Genomic DNA, 17,882 nt, shown 5'->3' with positions numbered 1-17,882 from the left:
ATCTATTAATGGTTATGCTCCTGTTCTTCCATCTGCATTTCTTCTCCACCGCCGCCGTCATCGCTGTGGTTGTGGGAGAAACCAAATGACATCGTCCAGACAGAACCCGCTATAATGACTGCAGCAATGAAGAAAGCGTGCAGCATATTTCCGACCTGTATGGATCCGTTCTTTTCGGTTAAATGCATAAACATAAACAGTTGAATGAAAGCCTGCACCACGGCCATCACCATAATGGAAACGATAATCCAGATCGTTGGAAGGCCGGAGCCTACCGCAGCCCAGGCTGCTGCCAAGGTTAGAACCAGGGAACCAAGAAATCCGACGATGTGCTGTTTAGGGAACTTTTCGTTCTCTGCGCTCATTTAAACCACCATCCCTATAAGATACACACTCGTGAAGAGGAAAATCCAGATAACGTCCAGAAAGTGCCAGTACAGGCCGAGAACAAATGTCTTTCGGGCAGTCATCTGATTCAATCCACGCTTTTTGAGTTGTATGATCAACAGCACAGCCCAGCATATACCCAGTGTAACGTGGGCCCCGTGTGTACCGGTTAATACAAAGAAACTCGACCAGTACGCACTGGACTGCAGCGTCGCCCCTTCATGTGCGTAGTGCACAAACTCATAAATTTCAAAGCCAAGAAATCCAAGACCAAGAGCAAGCGTAATGATAAGCCAAGTCAATAACCCTTTAAGGGAACCGCGGCGCATTTCATGAATCGCAATGCCGCAGGTAAAACTGCTCGTCAAAAGCAGGAAGGTCATAGTAAGTGCCATCGGCATTTCGAACAGTTCCTGCGGCGCAGGGGCATCCGCCGTCCGCCCGAACAACACCGCATACGTGGCAAACAGGGTTGCAAATAATGCTATTTCCGCCCCGAGGAATAACCAGAATCCGAGGACCGTCATTCTATCCTCATGGGATCGGTATTCCAGAGGGCCTGTCGTCAATTCTGAATGGCCGCTCATTTTTCTCCCTCCCTTGCTTTTTCTTCTGTTTCTTTAATTTCTTCCACCGACACATGAAAACCGTGATCGTAATCGAACGAGCGTACGACCATGCAGGCAAGAATACCGATCAATCCGGCAATCGCCATGAACATCCATTCCCAGACGAGACCAAACCCGGCTACGAACATAAACGCCGACATAATAAACGGCACACCGGAATCACTCGGCATATGAATAGGTTCGAGGTTCTCTTTGTCATACGTTGTGCCGCCTTCCTGCTTCATTTTCCAGAAAGCTTCCGGTCCTGTTATTTCAGGAACGGTGGCAAAGTTGTAGAACGGTACCGGTGTGGTAGTCGCCCATTCCAGCGCACGGCCGTCCCAGGTATCCCCGGTTTTTTCGCGCTCGCTGTATCGGAAACTGTAGTAAATGTTATACACAAATACGAGAAAGCCAACAGCCATCAGTACCGCGCCAATAGTAGAGATGACGTTGAGCGGCATCCATTCCGGTTCTATCGAGTATGTCCGCCGCGGCATTCCCATGAAACCGAGGAAATACATCGGCAGAAAGCAGACATTAAATCCGATGACAAAGAACCAGAAACTGATTTTACCCAGTTTTTCGTTCATCTTATGACCGAACATTTTCGGATACCAGAAGGTAAGGCCGGCAAAACAGCCGAATACCGTTCCGGCAATCAGCACGTTATGAAAGTGTGCTACAAGGAAGTACGTATTATGATACTGATAGTCCGCTGCTGCCATCGCAAGCATAACACCGGTCACACCACCCAATACAAAACACGGAATAAAGCCGATAGACCAGAGCATCGGTGTATCAAACCGTATCTTTCCTTTATACATCGTGCCAAGCCAGTTGAATATCTTCACCCCGGTAGGCACAGATATCAGCATGGTTGTTACCGAGAAGACGGAGTTCACACCCGCACCGGCTCCCATGGTGAAGAAGTGGTGCACCCATACAAGGAAACTGAGTCCGGCAATGATAAGCATCGACCAGACCATGGCTTTGTAACCAAACAGCTGCTTCCGGGCAAACGTCGAAATAACTTCCGAGAAAATACCGAACGCCGGCAGTATAACGATATACACTTCCGGGTGGCCCCAGAGCCAGAAAAGATTGGCCCACATCATCGGCATTCCTTCACCGGTCAGCGTGAAGAACTGCGAACCGAAAATACGGTCAATCGTCATCAATGCCAGTGCCACCGTAAGAATCGGAAAAGCAAAGGTAATGATAAAAGAAGTGATTAACGATGACCACGTGAAAATCGGCATCCGCATCAATTTCATGCCGGGAGCCCGCATCTTCAAGATAGTTACCATAAAGTTAATTCCGGTCGCAAGGGTCCCGATACCCGATATCTGCAGACCGAGCAGGTAATAGTTGATATTGGGCCCTGGGTTCAAGTTCGGCCCGGCAAGAGGTGCATAGTTTGTCCACCCTGCATCAGGCGAACCTCCGATAACAAAGGAAAGGTTGAACAGCATCGCCCCGAACGCAAACGACCAGAAGCTGACCGCGTTCAAAAACGGAAAGGCTACGTCCCGCGCACCGATTTGCAGCGGAACGACAAAGTTCATTAATCCAATGAGAAACGGCATGGCCATGAAGATGATCATAATCGTGCCATGTGTTGTAAATATTTCATTATAGTGCTGTGAATTCAGGAATTCTGTGTTCGGAAGGGTGAGCTGCGCACGCATCAGCATCGCATCCACGCCGCCCCGGAACAGCATCGCTATCGCAGCGATAATGTACATGATTCCGATTTTTTTATGATCCACTGTCGTCAGCCATTCACGCCACAAGTATCCCCATTTCCGGAAATACGTCAGAACAAATACTATGGCGATGGAGACGAGGACAATGGATACCATAGCTCCATAAATTAACGGGTCCCCCGTTACCAGGAACTCATTCAGCAGAAAATCCATCACTGTTGCTCCCCCGCTTTCTTTATACCTCTGTTAATCATTTGCCACATCTTCTCCGCCTTCAAGAGCAGGAATGTCCTCAAATGCTTCTGTTCCATGGCGTTGAATCAAATAGTCACTGCCGTCCATGCTGCCATGATCCACGTATTCGAGATGCGTCGACGAAAATTCCATCTCCTGCAGCAGGCCAGGCGCAAGCAGTTCATCGTACTGGTCCTGGGTCAATTCCGGAGCGCTCTGCTTTGTTTCTTCCACCCAGTTTTGAAATTCTTCCGCGGGCTCTGCATGAACATCAAATGTCTGCTCCGCAAAACCAGTGCCTGTAAAGTTGGAGTTTCTCCCTTCATATGTTCCAGCCTCATCAGCCTGGAGATACAGCGTTGTTTCCATGCCGGCCATATTATACTTCTGACCGCCAAGAGCCGGAATCCATAGAGAGGCCATGGAATCCGCGGAAGACAGCTTGAATTCAACCGCCCGGTCCGTCGGAATATGAAGATAGTTCACTGTTTCAATTTTTTGTTCCGGGTAACTGAAAAACCACTTCCAGTCGGCCGACGTCGCATGAACCACCAATGGTTCCTTATCGCTTGAAGACTGAGGCGGATCCTCCAGCTGGTAAATGGTAATCACCGTTGGAATAGAAAGGGCGGTCACAATAATAAGTGGAATCACCGTCCATATGATTTCCAGTTTCGTATTCCCTTCATGTTCCGGGTCATAGTCTTCATCACTGCGGTTGGGACGCTCCCTGAACTTAACCAGCATGTAAGTTAACGCGACCATCACCACAATAACAATCAACGACATCATGATTATGGAAAAAACGATAAGATTCTTCTGGCTTTCCCCGACCGGACCCTTTGGATCAAGAACCGGCACAGAACAACCAGCGGTCAGAATCAACAAAAATGCAACAGCAAGCAGTATGCCGTACTTCCCCCATTTATTTTTCAAGGCGTTCCTCTCCTTTCTAAAGTATCGTTCAAGTTTTTATTCATCATGTTTCCTACATGATAGCAAATTCCTGCCCCTTGGCGTACATACCCGATTAGATGTCATATAAATCTCACGGGAATGTTTCAAAATCAACACAAATTAGTCATAAAACGTTCAATGATGCCGTTTTCAAGGGGTTTCTCCCTTTTTACGTCCACTCTTTCATCTATAAATATTGGGATATACCTCCTAACAGAAAGAGACTTCCTGCAGCAGGGAAGTCCCACATCATCTATTTTGCTTTTTTTACCGACGGTTTTCGATTCCGACGGGCGGTACCGGCACGGGACCACGTAAAAAGAATAAGACCGGCCCATACAATAAGAAATGAAATCAGTTGTTGATGGCTGAACGGTTCCTCAAACAAAAATACGCCGAGAAGAAGCATGATGGTCGGCGCCCCGTATTGCAGAAACCCCATCAACGAGAATGTGATACGTTTCGCACCGGCTGCAAACAATAAAAGCGGAACAGCTGTCGCCGCTCCTGCTCCCATAAGCAGTAAAATATCCGAACCGGCATACGAAGAGAAGCCCCCGCTATTATCCTTCCATATCACTAAAAAAAGCAGCGCAAACGGGGTCATCAGCATCGTTTCAATAGTAAGACCGGCCCATGCGCCGACGGGGGTGATTTTTTTAATCAACCCGTAAAAACCAAAGCTCAGCGCCAGCCCCAGCGCCGCCCAGGGAACATAGCCGTAATAAACCGTCAGCATCACCACGCCGGCCGCAGCGAGCCCAAATGCGGCCGTCTCTGCTTTTGACAGCTTTTCTTTCAGAAGAACAGCAGCCAAAGTAACGTTGATTAATGGATTAATATAATAGCCAAGACTCGCTTCAATCACGCGGTCGCTGTTCACTGCAAAAATAAAAATAAACCAGTTCACACTGATTAATATGGATGCAGCAGTAATCGCGAGCGCGGTTTTTTTCGAAGAGAACGTGTTCTTTATTTCCCGCCACACCCCTTTGAACATACCGGTGACAAGAATGACAGCCAGCATGAAGACAAGCGACCATACAATACGATGAGCGAGAATATCAGAAGCCGGAACACCGCCGAGCAGTTTCCAGTACAACGGCAGAAAGCCCCATAGTAAATATGCGCATACTGCTGCCAAAACGCCGAATCCCTGCTGTGTTTCTCCCACCTGCTTCCCCTCCATTCCATTTTCTCTTTTTCCACTATCAGTATAAAACATCCGGCCCCGCCGGCGCGAATAAAAAACCCGGCGCCTGAACGGCATCCGGGTAATAGGGATGGTACGAAAACATTTCTGTATAGGAGCACGGCTGTTTATTATCTAAATATAGGAAGCGTTTCGTTGGACTCCCCCTTTCCTGCCCGCTTTCCGCGGGCGTCGCCTCAGCTACCGGGAAAATCACCCGGTGATCTTCGGCTGACGCTTCTCCCGCTGGAGTCGGGCAGACGGCTCCGTCCAACGAAAAAGAAAAGGGGATACATGCTTTGATCACAGATGCACTCTCCTCATAGAATCCTTTCCCATTCCTTTATATGATAAATCAACAGGCGTGGTATAGGAGGTTTTATTTTTCTTCCAGACGCCGGATCCGCTCATCCAAAGGCGGATGGGAAGAAAACAGTTTCATCAACGTCGGTTTGTTATTAATTTTCAGTGTCTGCATCGATGTCTGGCTGTCATCCACCATGTCGGCACGGGACTGAAGTGCCTGCAGGGCATGTTTCATTTTATCTTTGCCGGCAAAATCGGCTCCGCCTTTATCGGCGTGATATTCTCTGTACCGCGAATAGGCGTTGACGACGATACTTCCAAGTATCGAAAAAAGAATCTGAAAGACAAAAATAGCCGCGATATGAACCACCAGCCGCATCCCTTCGTTCTGAACGAAACGCGAAACAATAGATGCGACAATTCTGGAAAGGAATACGACGAAGGTGTTCACCACACCCTGAAGCAGCGTCATGGTGACCATATCCCCGTTGGCGACGTGCGCCATCTCATGGGCAAGCACTCCTTCAACAGCATCTTCATCCATCGTCTGCAAAAGACCGCTTGATACCGCCACAATGGACCGCTTTTTCGACGGTCCGGTTGCAAAGGCATTGACTTCACGGGAATTATATATGCCGACCTCGGGCATATGCATCATTCCAGCGCTTCGGGCCATGCGGTGGACTTTATCCACCAGTTTCTTTTCCTCACCGGTCGCGGTGTCAGGGTCGATAACCTGTACACCCATCAATTTCTTGGCGACAATACGGGAGATTGCAAGCGATATAAACGCACCGCCGAAACCAATCACCGCACTGAATATCAGAAGCGGGCCGTAGTTCAACTGACCCGAAGCTGTCGCACTTATACTCGGTATATGAATACCAAACATTCCCAGAATACTGAATACGATCGTGATTGTAGTAATAATCAGAACGTTGGTTATGATAAAAAGCAGAATCCGCTTTCCCAAATCCGTCTTCCTCCTTGTTTTTCATAATGTTCCTGGTTCATTGTATGCTCCTGTACTGTAACATATTATATCATGTCTTTCTCTTTTTGGCTCACCAAACGATAGGTTTGTTTAGATTTTCCTTAAATATGGGTATACACCATTACATACCCATCATACTAAACAGCATAAGGAGGTTCCTATACGTATGTCTTTGAACGCTGCCCAAAAATTGATAAAAGAACATCTTGTGTCCGGGGAAATGAACGCCGGCGAAGAAATTTCCCTTTCCATTGATCAAACCCTGACCCAGGACGCCACAGGTACCATGGTGATGCTTGAACTCGAAGCGATGGGAATTGAACGGGCGAAAACCGAAGCCTCCGCTCAGTATGTCGACCATAACGTTATTCAGGAAGACAGCAAGAACCCGGATGACCATTTATTCCTCGAAAGTGCTGCCAAACGCTTCGGTCTGCACTTCAGCCGTCCCGGCAACGGTGTCAGCCATCCCGTGCACATGCAGCGGCTGGCCGTACCCGGCAAAACACTGCTTGGCTCCGACAGCCATACCTGTGCCAACGGCTGTATGGGAATGCTTGCGATGGGAGCCGGCGGCATTGACGTTGCCATGGCCATCGCAGGCGAACCTTACCACGTGAAAATGCCCGAAATCTGGGGCGTCAAACTGACAGGCAGTCTCCCGGACTGGGTCGGTGCCAAAGATATCATTCTGGAATTCCTGCGTCGTCATGATGTGAAAGGCGGGGTCGGCAAAATTATTGAATATTACGGTCCCGGTCTCGACCAGTTAAGTGCAATGGATCGTCACGTGATTGCCAACATGGGGGCTGAACTCGGCGCAACCGCCACGGTCTTTCCTTCCGACGAAGAAGTGAAACGGTTCCTTCGGACGCAGGGACGCGAACAAGATTGGCGCGAACTGAAAGCCGACAATGATGCTTCTTATGATTTAAATGAAGAAATCGATTTGTCTTCTCTCGAGCCTATGATTGCCAAACCTTCGAGCCCCGGCAACGTGGTTCCTGTATCCGAAGTGGAAGGAGAACCGATTTATCAGTCCTATATCGGCTCTTCTGCCAACCCTGGGTATAAAGACTTCGCAATGGCCGCCGAAATTGTGAAAGGGAAACAAATCGAAAGCGGGGTATCCTATGATATCAACCCAACTTCCCGGCAGATGCTTACCGACCTTGTCCAAAACGGCCATATCGCCAGCCTTCTGACATCCGGCGCACGGCTTCACCAGGCCGGCTGTAACGGCTGTATCGGTATGGGTCAGGCGCCTGCTTCCGGCAGAAACAGCCTCCGCACTACACCGCGTAACTTCCCGGGACGCTCCGGTACGAAAGAAGACAGCGTCTTTCTGTGCGGTCCGGAAGTAGCGGCCGCTTCCGCTCTGTACGGCAAAATCACAGATCCACGCAAACTGGATATGGATTATCCCCGCCTTACCGAGCCGGATGAGCCGACTGTGGATTTCAGGCTTCTCGAAGAACCGCTTCCGCTGGAGAAAGCAAAGCAGGTTGAACTGCACAAAGGACCGAATATCGCCTCCATTCCACATATGGAGCCGCTCCCTGACGAAATGCACGTACCGGTGCTTCTTAAAGTCGGAGACAATCTCTCCACCGATGAAATTCTCGCAGGAGGAGCACGCGTGCTTCCTTACCGCAGCAACCTGCCGGAGATCAGCAAGTTTGCCTTTGAAATTCTAAATGAAGACTATTACAACCGGTCGATGGATATCCGCGACACTACCGGCCACGCGATTGTCGGCGGCAGTAACTACGGACAGGGTTCGAGCCGTGAACACGCCGCTCTTGCTCCGCGCTTCCTCGGGCTCAGAGTCGTGATTGTCAAAGACTTCGCCCGTATCCATCTGCAGAATCTCATCAACTTCGGCATTCTTCCGCTCACTTTTGCCGATGACAGTGATTTTGAAGACGTGGAAAAAGGCGACATCATTGAACTGAAAAACATCCGGGATACCATCGGTCAAAGCAGCGAGATCACCGCTTCGCTTCAGGGAAAAAATAAAGAAATACGCCTGCGTCATGCATTGACTGAGCGCCACGTGGACATCATGTTAGCAGGAGGACTTATCAACTGGGTAAAAGAGAAACAGTAAGATAAGCCTCATGTTCCAGGAAAGGGTGCAAACGACCAATGAACATTCACGACAATGTTTGTTCAGCCTGCGACGGCACCGGCCTGTTGATGGATGACGAGCAGTGGAAGTATTCATGCAGCGTCTGCAACGGGGACGGCATACTACAGGCCGGCGAAAAACCGGAACCGGATGAACCGTTTGACGTAGATGAAACCAACCGCACACTGGAATGAAAAATGCCGCGGGAGATTTTACTCCTGCGGCATTTTTTTATTGAAAGTATCTGAACTGCCCTTCAACATAAAGCAGCGGCATTTCATCCTGGACAATCAGGTTCTCCACCTGACCGATGAACAGGGTGTGATCTCCTGCTTCATGGCTGTCATAGACTGTGCAGGCAATGCTTGCAAGCGATCCTTCAATAATCGGCTGTCCTTCAAAACGCTCGATTGGGATATCCACATCTTCCTCAAGCTGTTTCGCAAAATACTGCGCGGATTCTATTTGATCTTCACTGAGAATGTTCACAGCAAACGCGCCGTTCTGCTCAATAATACGGTGGGTGTTGGCGTGTCTGCCCACAGATATCAGCACAAGTTTTGGATCCATGGAAACGGACATAAACGCGTTGGCTGTCATACCATGTACGCCGTCTTCTGTATCGGTGGTCACTACCGTTACACCTGTCGCAAATTTACCCATCGCTGTCTTAAACAAACGGTCATCCATCCGTTATCCCCCTCTCCCCTAACTTTTTTTCTGCTTATTACGTTACAGGGAAACCTTTTATCATGCAATGCAGGAAGATTGTCTTCTGTGTTTCTTTTGATACCAGCCGGCATTGTGTATAGTATATGTATAGAGAATTTCCTTGATGATGGCACCATCCGGCATTGGTGCGGGAGGATGCCGGAACCACTACTTTTACATGAAAGGAGCTGGTTTTATGATACCGCAAAAATTGATCCAGCACTGCAATGAACGAATCGCTCCTTACCCTTGTGAAGGCTTTGTCTACGGAAAAGGCTCTGCCTCTCCTGTGCTTATGTTTGTCGGAGAAGCTCCGGGTGAAACGGAAATACATAATGGTATCCCTTTCAGCGGGAGAGCCGGGCAGTATTTCAACGGCTTTCTGCAGGAACTCGAGCTGACCCGGGACGACGTGTATGTCACCAGTACCGTCCGCAGCCGCCCGTACAAATGGGGGCAGCCAAAAGGCAGGGAAAAAAGAAAATACAACCGCACTCCAAACCAGGGAGAAATCGCCGCCCACGCACCGATACTCGACGCAGAAATCGAGTGCCTTCAGCCTCGTATGATTGTTCCGATGGGCCGTACCGCCTATCAACGCCTTGTCGGCGGAGCACCACGCATGGCGGAAGTCACCGGACACCTTGTGACTTCTCCCGTCCTGAGACTGGACGACTGGGAGACCCGCTCCTATACGTGGGCACCCGCCACTTATCCGCTGTTCCCTATTTATCACCCGGCCGCCGCGCTGTATAAACGCAGTCTTGAAGCAGATATTTCCGATCATCTGGCAACACTGAAGCAGCATCTTATGTCATAATGGACAATCTATAGTGAAAAATGTCTATAAAAACTGTTTTAAGACCATTTTCCTCTAATGTTTGTCTATAAAGTAAAAATAACAGACAAATAAACACCTTCTGCCCTGAAAGTGTCTGTAAACTTCGGTTATTAGACACTTTCGTGTGTAAACTGTCCATAAAAAGGAACGGACCGCTCCGGCCCGTTCCTTTTTCCTTCTTATTGCTCTTTGTCCTCTTCAACGGCTTCGGTTTCATCCGTCTCTTCCGCGGGAGGGGCTTCCTCTTCGGTGGATGATTCCTGTTCTGTGGAAGCTGCGCTTTCTTCTTCTGTTTTCCCGTTTGTATCTGCGGCCTGCGCAAGCATTTGAGCACCTTCTCCGCCGGCAAAGTTCTCAAGCAGTGCCTTCATGTCGATGCCGGTTGTTTCCTTTAACGTATCCTGCATCACTGCCATATTATTCGTGACGCTTCCTGCCAGGTTGGACACGCCCTGTCCGCTTCCGGTATCGATCACTTTGACACTGTCGATATTATTCATCGGTTCAGAGACAGCTTTCGCAAAGTCCGGCATCATGTTGATCATCATTTCAAGAACAGCAGCTTCGCCGTATTTGGACATGGCTTCAGCCATCTGTTCTTTCGCTGCCGCTTCCGCCTGTCCTTTATCACGGATGATCTGGGCTTCAGCCTCCCCGCGTTTACGTTCGGTTTCAGCCTGCGCTTCGGCATCGGCGATCGTACGGTATTTATCGGCATCAGCCTGCTGCTGGGAAGCGTACCGTTCGGCGTCGGCCTTTTTCTTGACTTCCCCTTCATACTGCTTTTCTTTCCGCTCGATTTCGATTTCTTCGAGTTCCGACTGCTTCGATAATTCGACCGCGCGTACATCCATTTCCTGCTCTTTCAGCTGCCGGTCGTTGATACTTTTTTCAAGAGCATACGCCTGGTCCGCCTGCGCCCTTGCTTTTTCATTCTCCTGTTTAAAAGAGGACTCCCGGATTTCATTGTTTTTCCGGGCTTCGGCGATTTCAGTCTTATGTTTATATTCTGATTCTTCGGCTTCCTTATCCATCTGCGCCTGATGGATTCTCGTTTCACGTTCGGCATTGGATTCGGCAATGTCCGCGTTTTTCTTCGCTTCGGCAATGCGGGGACGTCCCAATGCTTCGAGATAGCCATTTTCATCCCGTATGTCTTTCAGCGCAAAGGACGTGATTTCAAATCCCATTTTCGAAAGGTCTTTTTCCGCTACTTCCTGAAGCTGCTCGTTAAACCGCTCCCGGCTCTGGTAGATTTCTTCGACAGTCAATGAAGACAACGCCGAACGGAGATGACCTTCAAGGACCTCAACAATTTCCTGATCCCTGTCTGACTTGTTCTTTCCAAGAAACTGCTCGGCGAAGTTGGCAATCTGATGAAGAGAACTTCCTATCCGCACCATCGCAACGGCATCCGCGACCACCGGCACACCCTGCGACGTGTAGACTTCCGGTGTCTGCACCATAAGCTGTGATGTTGTCAGATCAACCGGTTCTGCGACCTGAACAAGCGGCTTGATAAACACACCGCCGCCCCGCACGACTTTCAGGCGGCGCCCGTTTGTCTCGTCGGTAAACACATTCTCATCGCTGCCGAGACTTTTCCCGGTGATAATCAGCGCCTCATTGGACTTCGCCGTCTTATAACTCCGTTTGAACATAATGTAGCCGATAAGGGCTGCAATAAGCACAACAAAAATGACGACACCAGTAATAATTAAACCTAGAACATCTTGTAAGAAATTCAAATTTATACACCTCCTGAACACATTCTATACCATCATACGAACGGTGACCATTCCCGTTTCAGATATTTACTACTTTTGGATAACAAACAAAAGCGCAGCTCTGTCCCACAGGCTGCGCTTTCGTATCATTATTTATTATCCTCTGCCTCATCCTGAATTTCCTGCTGCAGTCCTTCAATGCTTTCTTCGCGCCGTTCATTCTTTTCTTCAATCTGCTGTTTTTCTTCCTCACTCAGCTCTTTGGCATGTGCTTTTTCGTAGTCTCTTGCCTCATTTCGATTCTGAAGCGTGTGACCAATCGCGTTTTCAATCCGTTCCGCGTTATTGGAACGATCATCTGGTTTTGCCATAGATACATCACTCCTTCAAAAATGTCAGGTTTAGTATTACCATCGTAAAGATACCCTATGTAAAAACATGATGTATCAAGCAGCCACTAAGTACATATCTATTTACATCTTTTTAATCTGCAGAATAAAAGAGTAATCTTACGGCAAAAAATAAATAGTGACGAAAAGAGTCTGGGACAAAACCGTTAAAAGAAGCGAAAAATGCCAAACGATTTCCTGAAATCGTTTGGCATTTTTCGTTCCTGAGATCAACCGCTGCGCCAATATACTTTGCTTTTACTCCAGAGTACAAGCGCGGCATCGACTTGCTGGCGCTTATTGTGTCTTAGAAGCTGCCATAGTTCGAGGCCGTACTGATACAGAAAATGCATGCGTTTGTTTGTTGCGTTCAGGTTGGGTGGTCGGACGTTCGCTTGGAATGGGTCCCAAGGCACTTCAGGGTATCACGCCGCCTCTCAAACGTCGTTGGGCATGACGCCTGAGGCACTTTAGAGCACCAGGTGTGCCCCTAAACGTCACTATGAATGATGCTTAAAGCACTTTAGAGGGTTTTGTACCCCCGTAAACGTCATTATGAACAGAACCAGGCGGTATTCAGCCAGGCAACGAACGGACCGATGCAGCAAAGAGCGCCTGCCGCTGCGTGAAAAAATAGATGAATAGTCATAAGGCAATTAACGCACCCCGTAAACGCCATTACCCTGCGGGGATATGTCACATGCAGGCGCCGACCTGACCGCACATCCTTCGGGGTGCCTTTGACTCGTGCTGTTCGGAGCAGGAGTCACAGAATGTTGGCTCCGCTGCGGGACATTCGAGGACATTCGTATTTTTCTTCCGCCTGCTTTACTTTTGTCCCGGATTCTTACTTTATGCCAGCTGCTGATATTTTTTTCCTAATTTCGAACAATCTCTACTACATACTAGTCTAAAACCACATACCATGATATTCTGGTTGCAGGTTATGTCCTTTGGAGAATAATGCCACATATTAGACCAAACTATCTTCGAGAGGGGGATCTTGTCATTTTTTATAAAAAAGTCACATATTCCATGATGGCAGCAGCCCTGTCTTTCTCTGTCATTCCGGTATTTTCGGCGGAACAAGCCGAAGCGTCCGACCGCTATGCAGACGTAGACAACGGGTACTGGGCCGAAGAGGAGATTGAGTACCTGACTGAGCAGGGAGTTGCTGATGGAGATGCTTCCGGAGATTACCGGCCGGAACAGCCGCTCACGAGAGCCCAGGCTTCCATCATGATGACAAACGCGCTTGGTGAGGGAGCACTGAATGCATCATCCCCGACGTTTTCCGATGTTGATTCTTCGTTCTGGGCTTACGGCAGCATCGAAAAAGCGGCGGAACTGGATATATTCCAGGGAAACAATGGCAGCTTTAATCCTAACGGAGAAATCGAAAAAGCCCAGGTGGCGGCCGTTGTTTCAAGAGCTTTCTTTGATCAGGCCGCGGAACCGGACACGGCAGGCAGCTTTTCAGACATAGACAGCGATTTCTGGGCGCAGGAATACATAGCCACTCTCGCTGATCAGGGCATTGTGCAGGAAAGCGGCTCGTTCGATCCTAATGATTCGGCCACCCGCGCTGAATTTTCTGCCTATCTGGCAAGAGCCATGGAAGAAACGATGCAGTCAAGCGGAAATGGGAACCCGTCTTCTTCTCCGGATGAAGAAGACTTTTCGGATGAAAATGTGATGTACGAAGGCGAAGTCGATGCCGATACTCCGCTGAATGTCAGAACAGGCCCCGGCACCGGGAATCAGGCCGTTAATCAACTGTCGGATGGAACCAATGTGGACATTTACGGCAGAGACGGTGACTGGCTGAAAATAGAAAATGCAGGAGACTGGGGTTATATCCACGGCGCTTATGTAACGACTGTGGACAACTCCGACTCCGAAGAGGACGACACATCAGAAACACCGGATGAAGGTACGAACGAGTCCCCTTCAGACGATGTACAGGGAAGTATTATTTCTGCAGCCAAGGTAACGGTGGATGACCTCAACGTCCGGACCGAAGGCAGTACGGATGGAGATATCATCACCAAACTGCAGAGCGGAGATACCGTTGATGTATATGAACATACCGGAGAGAACTGGGCTCGTATTGATTACGGCAGCGGAGAAGGATACGTCCACCGCCATTACCTGCAGGAAAAAGAACCCGGGGCGGATGCACTCGAAGACCGCACCATCGTCATTGACGCCGGCCACGGCGATCACGATAACGGAGCCAGCGGAAATGGTCTTATTGAAAAAGAAGTGAACCTCGATGTGGCCCTGGAAGTGGAAGAACGCCTTGAAGAAGCCGGCGTGGACGTTGTGATGACCCGCGATGATGACACATTCCTCGGGCTGAATGAGCGGGTTGACGTTGCTGAATCCGTCGATGCTGATGCTTTTGTAAGCATTCATTCCAATGCTTACAAGCAATCCGCCCACGGAACGGAAGCCTTTTATAACGGGAGCCACAAAGCATCTGAAAGCCGCGCGCTGGCATCTTCCATCCAACAGGAGCTGGTCAAACAGACCGATATGACCGACCGCCGTGTGGCTGATGCAGGATTTGTTGTTATTGAAAACACGACAATGCCAAGCAGTCTTGTCGAATTGGGCTTTTTGACCAACCCAAGTGATGCTGCACGGATGAAAAAGGCAGGTTATCCGGATAAAGCAGCCGGTGCCATTTTCGACGGTATCGACAACTATTACAACTGGTAAACGAAAAAAGCACGGTTCCTCTCGGTCATGCAGAGGAACCGTGCTTTTTTTTGTGTCTTTCATAGAGTTTTTCCATGTCCTCCAACCGGTCGTGAAGAGAAAGGATAACATAATAAACGATAATTTCTTTAGAAAACTGATGATGGTACCGGTAGGAAATCATATCCGGATGCGTCTCCTGAATATGCCAGAAATGATGATCCACTTCAGAAATAAGGTCATGATGTTGTGTTGATACCGCGTGTTCCGGATGCTGGAGAACCGTAATAATGGATTGAAAAGCCCTGCTGCACAATTCCTTCTCCCCTTCGTGGAAGCTGTCCTCCACTTCTTTGAGCACAAACAGGCTGTTAATGTGATAAACCATTCGTTCGAGCGCCTCCAGGCGGCGGTTCTCATAAGTGAAAAAATCAATATATTTTGCACTGTAGCGGTGGTATTTCCATTCTTCGCGCTGATAATAGGCGAGGTCTTCGGCGCGGTTCACTTCTTTTTGCAGCTGCTGAAAACGCTGCCTTGTCGATTTAGCGGCTGGTTTGTCTTCACATAATTCCCTGGTGCGTTTTTCAAGCACCTCGGTAATTTCTCTCATGATTTTTTCATTTTTGTCGGCAATCAGTTCCGAAAAACGCGGATGAAGAATGGAAAAATTCACGAGCGCTGAGACGGTAAGGCCGATCGTTGTCGTCCCCGCCCGTTCCACAAAAGATAGAAAGTACGTCCCTTCGGTTCCGGGTATCATAGCGACTGCCGTCAATGTAGCCACCAGCGTCCCCACTTCCAGGTGAAGCAGGTTGCACGCATAAATGGTGAATACAGCCGCTATAGCATAAGACGCTGCATTATGCCCGAATATCGACACGGCCGTTACAGCGAGTGCTGCCCCGATGAGGGTCGCTGGAAACCGCTTGATCCCTTTTCGTATCGATGCTGCCGCCGTAGGTTCGAGCGTGACGATTGCCGTAATAACAGCAAACGCAGCCGGAAGATTGAAAAAATAACAGATAAGTGCCGCCACATAAACGGCTATGCCTGTCTTGATCAGTCTGGCTCCAATAAATTTAAATTGCTTTTGTCGTATCTTTTCCAACATGAATAAGGCCCACTTCAATCATTTTAATGCCATCATATCATAATTGAAGAAGCTGTTCATCTCCATCTCCGGGGTCGTATTTTCGTTTTTCACCTATTAAAATAAGAGCAGACCTATTAGGAGAGGAGGCAGCGTATGTGGTGGTGGAAATTCAGTCACGAAGGTCCGTCGTTCACGTGGATGGGGCCGGCACACCTCATGGTATTTCTAACCATGGCGGTTCTGTGCGTTCTGTTCATTATCTTTCGCAGACACCTGCGCCATACGAGAGCAGACCTCTTCATAAAAACTTTGTTTCCTGCGGTATTTCTGCTGGGAGAGTTGTCTTATCAGGTGTTTCTGATCTCAAACGGAGCGTGGGATGCTTCTCATTCTCTCCCTCTTCAATTAAGCAGTTTCGTCTGGATCACAGCCGTTCTGTCCTTTTTCACATCCCGCCGCATATGGTTTGAGATCACCTTTTTCGCAGGAGCTTCAAGCGCTTTGCTGACGATTCTCACACCGGACCTGGCCGATTACGGCTTTCCCCATTATCGTTTCTTTCACTTTTTTATCACCCACGGTCTCGTCGTTGCCGCGGTCTGTTATATGGTTGTCGTGGAGAAACGAAAGCTCTATTGTTCATCCATTTTCCGCACATGGGGAGTCTTGAATCTGTATTTAGTGTCGGTGGCGTGCGTCAATCTGCTGACAGACGGAAATTACATGTACATCATGGAAAAACCGGTCCAGGCCACACTGTTTGACTGGCTCGGTCCCTGGCCCTATTATCTTTTATCCCTTGAAGTCGTGGCTCTTGCGGTGTTTTCCGGGATGTATTATGTGTACAACATCGTACGTTCGTGCCGCAGCATCCACCTTAAGCAAAAAAGATGAGGTTCAGCGCAGCCAGCGTAACAATCAGCCCTGCAAATCGTTTGATATGATGCTGGGATAAATGTTTGAACCATTTCATACCGAGCCTGGATCCGATAATGACACTCAGCACACCGATCACAAAATACAGCAGCAGATTCATGTGAATATCGCCGCTGAACCCGTGCATAAGCAGCGTCGTAAGGCCGGTAACCAGAAACACGGCCTGAATATTGGCTGTATATTCGTATTTGTCTTTACATACCATTAGAAAATAAAACACAAAAAAAGGACCGCCGACAACGAACACACCGCCGATAAACCCTCCGAGCGCGCCCATACTGATCGGAACAGCCGGGTTTTCACGGCGTTTTTCTGTATCAGGGTTTTTCTGAAAGAGAATGAAAAATACCATGCCGATCAGTACAATACCGAGCACCTTTTTTAATTCATCCATTTCCCCAAAGTTATGCAGCACAAAGTACGCGCCGAATCTTCCGGCAACCGCCGCTCCGAGTAGTAAAGCCAGACGGCGGATATTGATACGTGAATACACCTTCAAAAAAATCGTCAGGCAGGTTACCAGTGCCAGTGCCATAACGAGCAGGGTGCTGTCTTTCACCGAGAATAAAAACGGAAGAAAGCTCATCGCGAACAGGCCGAAACCAAATCCGCTCGCCCCCTGAATAAAACTGCCGATAAATAGTACAACGAAAATAACGATAAGTTCTGTAAGCATAGATGCAATAAAACCTTCTCTCCTGCGGAAATCTTGATATGTTTCCTCATTGTACCATGATTCCCTGAAAGGAACACGGTTATGACTTACGCTGTTCAAGTGGGAAGAAAGAGTATGCTGTCCTAAGCAGCAGAGAAAGGCGGCGGGTTGGAGATTCATGCGGTGGTGGATACTACTGGCGAAAAATAACGGCGTAGTGTCCACGGATCACCGTTTTGTAGACACTACGCCGCTGAAATCTGGTATTAGTGGGTGCGGACTGAAACCAATGGACACTATCTGCCG

General features: G+C 48.7%; 17 protein-coding genes. 5 read left to right on the top strand and 12 right to left on the bottom strand.

Annotation, left to right across the window (positions count from 1 at the left end; all coding sequences use genetic code 11):
* Window positions 1-5: 5 nt before the first annotated feature.
* The 7 genes from qoxD to htpX form a co-directional block, all read right to left on the bottom strand.
* A complete protein-coding gene (qoxD, locus tag BM058_RS01010) occupies window positions 6-365 on the bottom strand; it encodes a cytochrome aa3 quinol oxidase subunit IV (protein ID WP_090925169.1) in 360 nt (119 codons plus the stop codon).
* On the bottom strand, window positions 366-974 hold the full coding sequence (qoxC, locus tag BM058_RS01005) for a cytochrome aa3 quinol oxidase subunit III (RefSeq protein ID WP_090925168.1): 609 nt from the start codon (window positions 972-974) through the stop codon (window positions 366-368). It lies immediately after the preceding gene.
* Window positions 971-2,917: a cytochrome aa3 quinol oxidase subunit I gene (gene qoxB, locus BM058_RS01000; protein WP_090925167.1), complete on the bottom strand. Its 1,947-nt coding sequence runs from the start codon at window positions 2,915-2,917 to the stop codon at window positions 971-973. Before qoxB ends, qoxC begins: the two co-directional genes overlap by 4 nt.
* A gap of 33 nt (window positions 2,918-2,950) precedes the next feature.
* On the bottom strand, window positions 2,951-3,874 hold the full coding sequence (qoxA, locus tag BM058_RS00995) for a cytochrome aa3 quinol oxidase subunit II (RefSeq protein ID WP_090925166.1): 924 nt from the start codon (window positions 3,872-3,874) through the stop codon (window positions 2,951-2,953).
* 274 nt (window positions 3,875-4,148) lie between these two features.
* On the bottom strand, window positions 4,149-5,120 hold the full coding sequence (gene rarD / locus BM058_RS00990) for an EamA family transporter RarD (RefSeq protein WP_245736759.1): 972 nt from the start codon (window positions 5,118-5,120) through the stop codon (window positions 4,149-4,151).
* Complete coding sequence (locus BM058_RS00985) at window positions 5,107-5,394, bottom strand: hypothetical protein (protein WP_090925164.1); 288 nt, start codon at window positions 5,392-5,394, stop codon at window positions 5,107-5,109. Before BM058_RS00985 ends, rarD begins: the two co-directional genes overlap by 14 nt.
* A 72-nt stretch (window positions 5,395-5,466) precedes the next feature.
* Window positions 5,467-6,366 (bottom strand): protease HtpX, encoded by a 900-nt coding sequence (gene htpX / locus BM058_RS00980; protein ID WP_090925163.1) that lies wholly within the window; start codon window positions 6,364-6,366, stop codon window positions 5,467-5,469.
* A 187-nt stretch (window positions 6,367-6,553) separates the two neighbouring features.
* Here htpX and BM058_RS00975 point away from each other — a divergent pair, with 187 nt between their 5' ends.
* Entirely contained in the window at window positions 6,554-8,497 is a 1,944-nt protein-coding gene (locus BM058_RS00975; RefSeq protein WP_090925162.1) for an aconitate hydratase, read from the top strand.
* Window positions 8,498-8,535: 38 nt separating this feature from the next.
* Window positions 8,536-8,712: a hypothetical protein gene (locus BM058_RS18080; protein WP_177195374.1), complete on the top strand. Its 177-nt coding sequence runs from the start codon at window positions 8,536-8,538 to the stop codon at window positions 8,710-8,712.
* 37 nt (window positions 8,713-8,749) lie between these two features.
* On the opposite strand, the gene BM058_RS00970 is transcribed toward BM058_RS18080, so the two are convergent.
* A complete protein-coding gene (locus tag BM058_RS00970) occupies window positions 8,750-9,208 on the bottom strand; it encodes a flavin reductase family protein (RefSeq protein ID WP_090925161.1) in 459 nt (152 codons plus the stop codon).
* Between the two features lie 217 nt (window positions 9,209-9,425).
* Between BM058_RS00970 and BM058_RS00965 the strand changes: the two genes are divergently transcribed.
* Window positions 9,426-10,049 (top strand): uracil-DNA glycosylase, encoded by a 624-nt coding sequence (locus tag BM058_RS00965; protein WP_090925280.1) that lies wholly within the window; start codon window positions 9,426-9,428, stop codon window positions 10,047-10,049.
* 200 nt (window positions 10,050-10,249) lie between these two features.
* Here the strand turns inward: BM058_RS00965 and BM058_RS00960 are convergent, their stop codons facing one another.
* Both BM058_RS00960 and tlp read right to left on the bottom strand, forming a co-directional pair.
* Window positions 10,250-11,731, bottom strand: coding sequence for a flotillin family protein (locus tag BM058_RS00960; RefSeq protein WP_090925279.1), 1,482 nt, complete (start codon window positions 11,729-11,731; stop codon window positions 10,250-10,252).
* Window positions 11,732-11,946: 215 nt separating this feature from the next.
* Window positions 11,947-12,168 (bottom strand): small acid-soluble spore protein Tlp, encoded by a 222-nt coding sequence (tlp, locus tag BM058_RS00955; RefSeq protein WP_090925160.1) that lies wholly within the window; start codon window positions 12,166-12,168, stop codon window positions 11,947-11,949.
* Window positions 12,169-13,149: 981 nt separating this feature from the next.
* Here tlp and BM058_RS00950 point away from each other — a divergent pair.
* Complete coding sequence (locus BM058_RS00950; RefSeq protein WP_090925159.1) at window positions 13,150-14,910, top strand: N-acetylmuramoyl-L-alanine amidase; 1,761 nt, start codon at window positions 13,150-13,152, stop codon at window positions 14,908-14,910.
* Window positions 14,911-14,935: 25 nt separating this feature from the next.
* Here BM058_RS00950 and BM058_RS00945 read toward each other — a convergent pair whose 3' ends face one another.
* On the bottom strand, window positions 14,936-16,003 hold the full coding sequence (locus tag BM058_RS00945; protein WP_090925158.1) for an FUSC family protein: 1,068 nt from the start codon (window positions 16,001-16,003) through the stop codon (window positions 14,936-14,938).
* A gap of 135 nt (window positions 16,004-16,138) precedes the next feature.
* Between BM058_RS00945 and BM058_RS00940 the strand changes: the two genes are divergently transcribed.
* Window positions 16,139-16,879: a YwaF family protein gene (locus BM058_RS00940; protein WP_090925157.1), complete on the top strand. Its 741-nt coding sequence runs from the start codon at window positions 16,139-16,141 to the stop codon at window positions 16,877-16,879.
* Here BM058_RS00940 and BM058_RS00935 read toward each other — a convergent pair.
* The gene (locus tag BM058_RS00935; protein ID WP_090925156.1) at window positions 16,863-17,597 is read right to left on the bottom strand and encodes a sulfite exporter TauE/SafE family protein; all 735 of its coding nucleotides are present in this window, start codon (window positions 17,595-17,597) and stop codon (window positions 16,863-16,865) included. The two genes, BM058_RS00940 and BM058_RS00935, sit on opposite strands and share 17 nt — an antisense overlap.
* Between the last annotated feature and the right edge of the window lie 285 nt (window positions 17,598-17,882).

The sequence above is a fragment of the Salibacterium qingdaonense genome, from assembly GCF_900114715.1.
Classification (GTDB): Bacteria; Bacillota; Bacilli; order Bacillales; family Marinococcaceae; genus Salibacterium; species Salibacterium qingdaonense.
The sequence above is the reverse complement of the archived record's forward strand: the minus strand, read 5'-3'. Positions and strand labels throughout refer to the sequence as shown.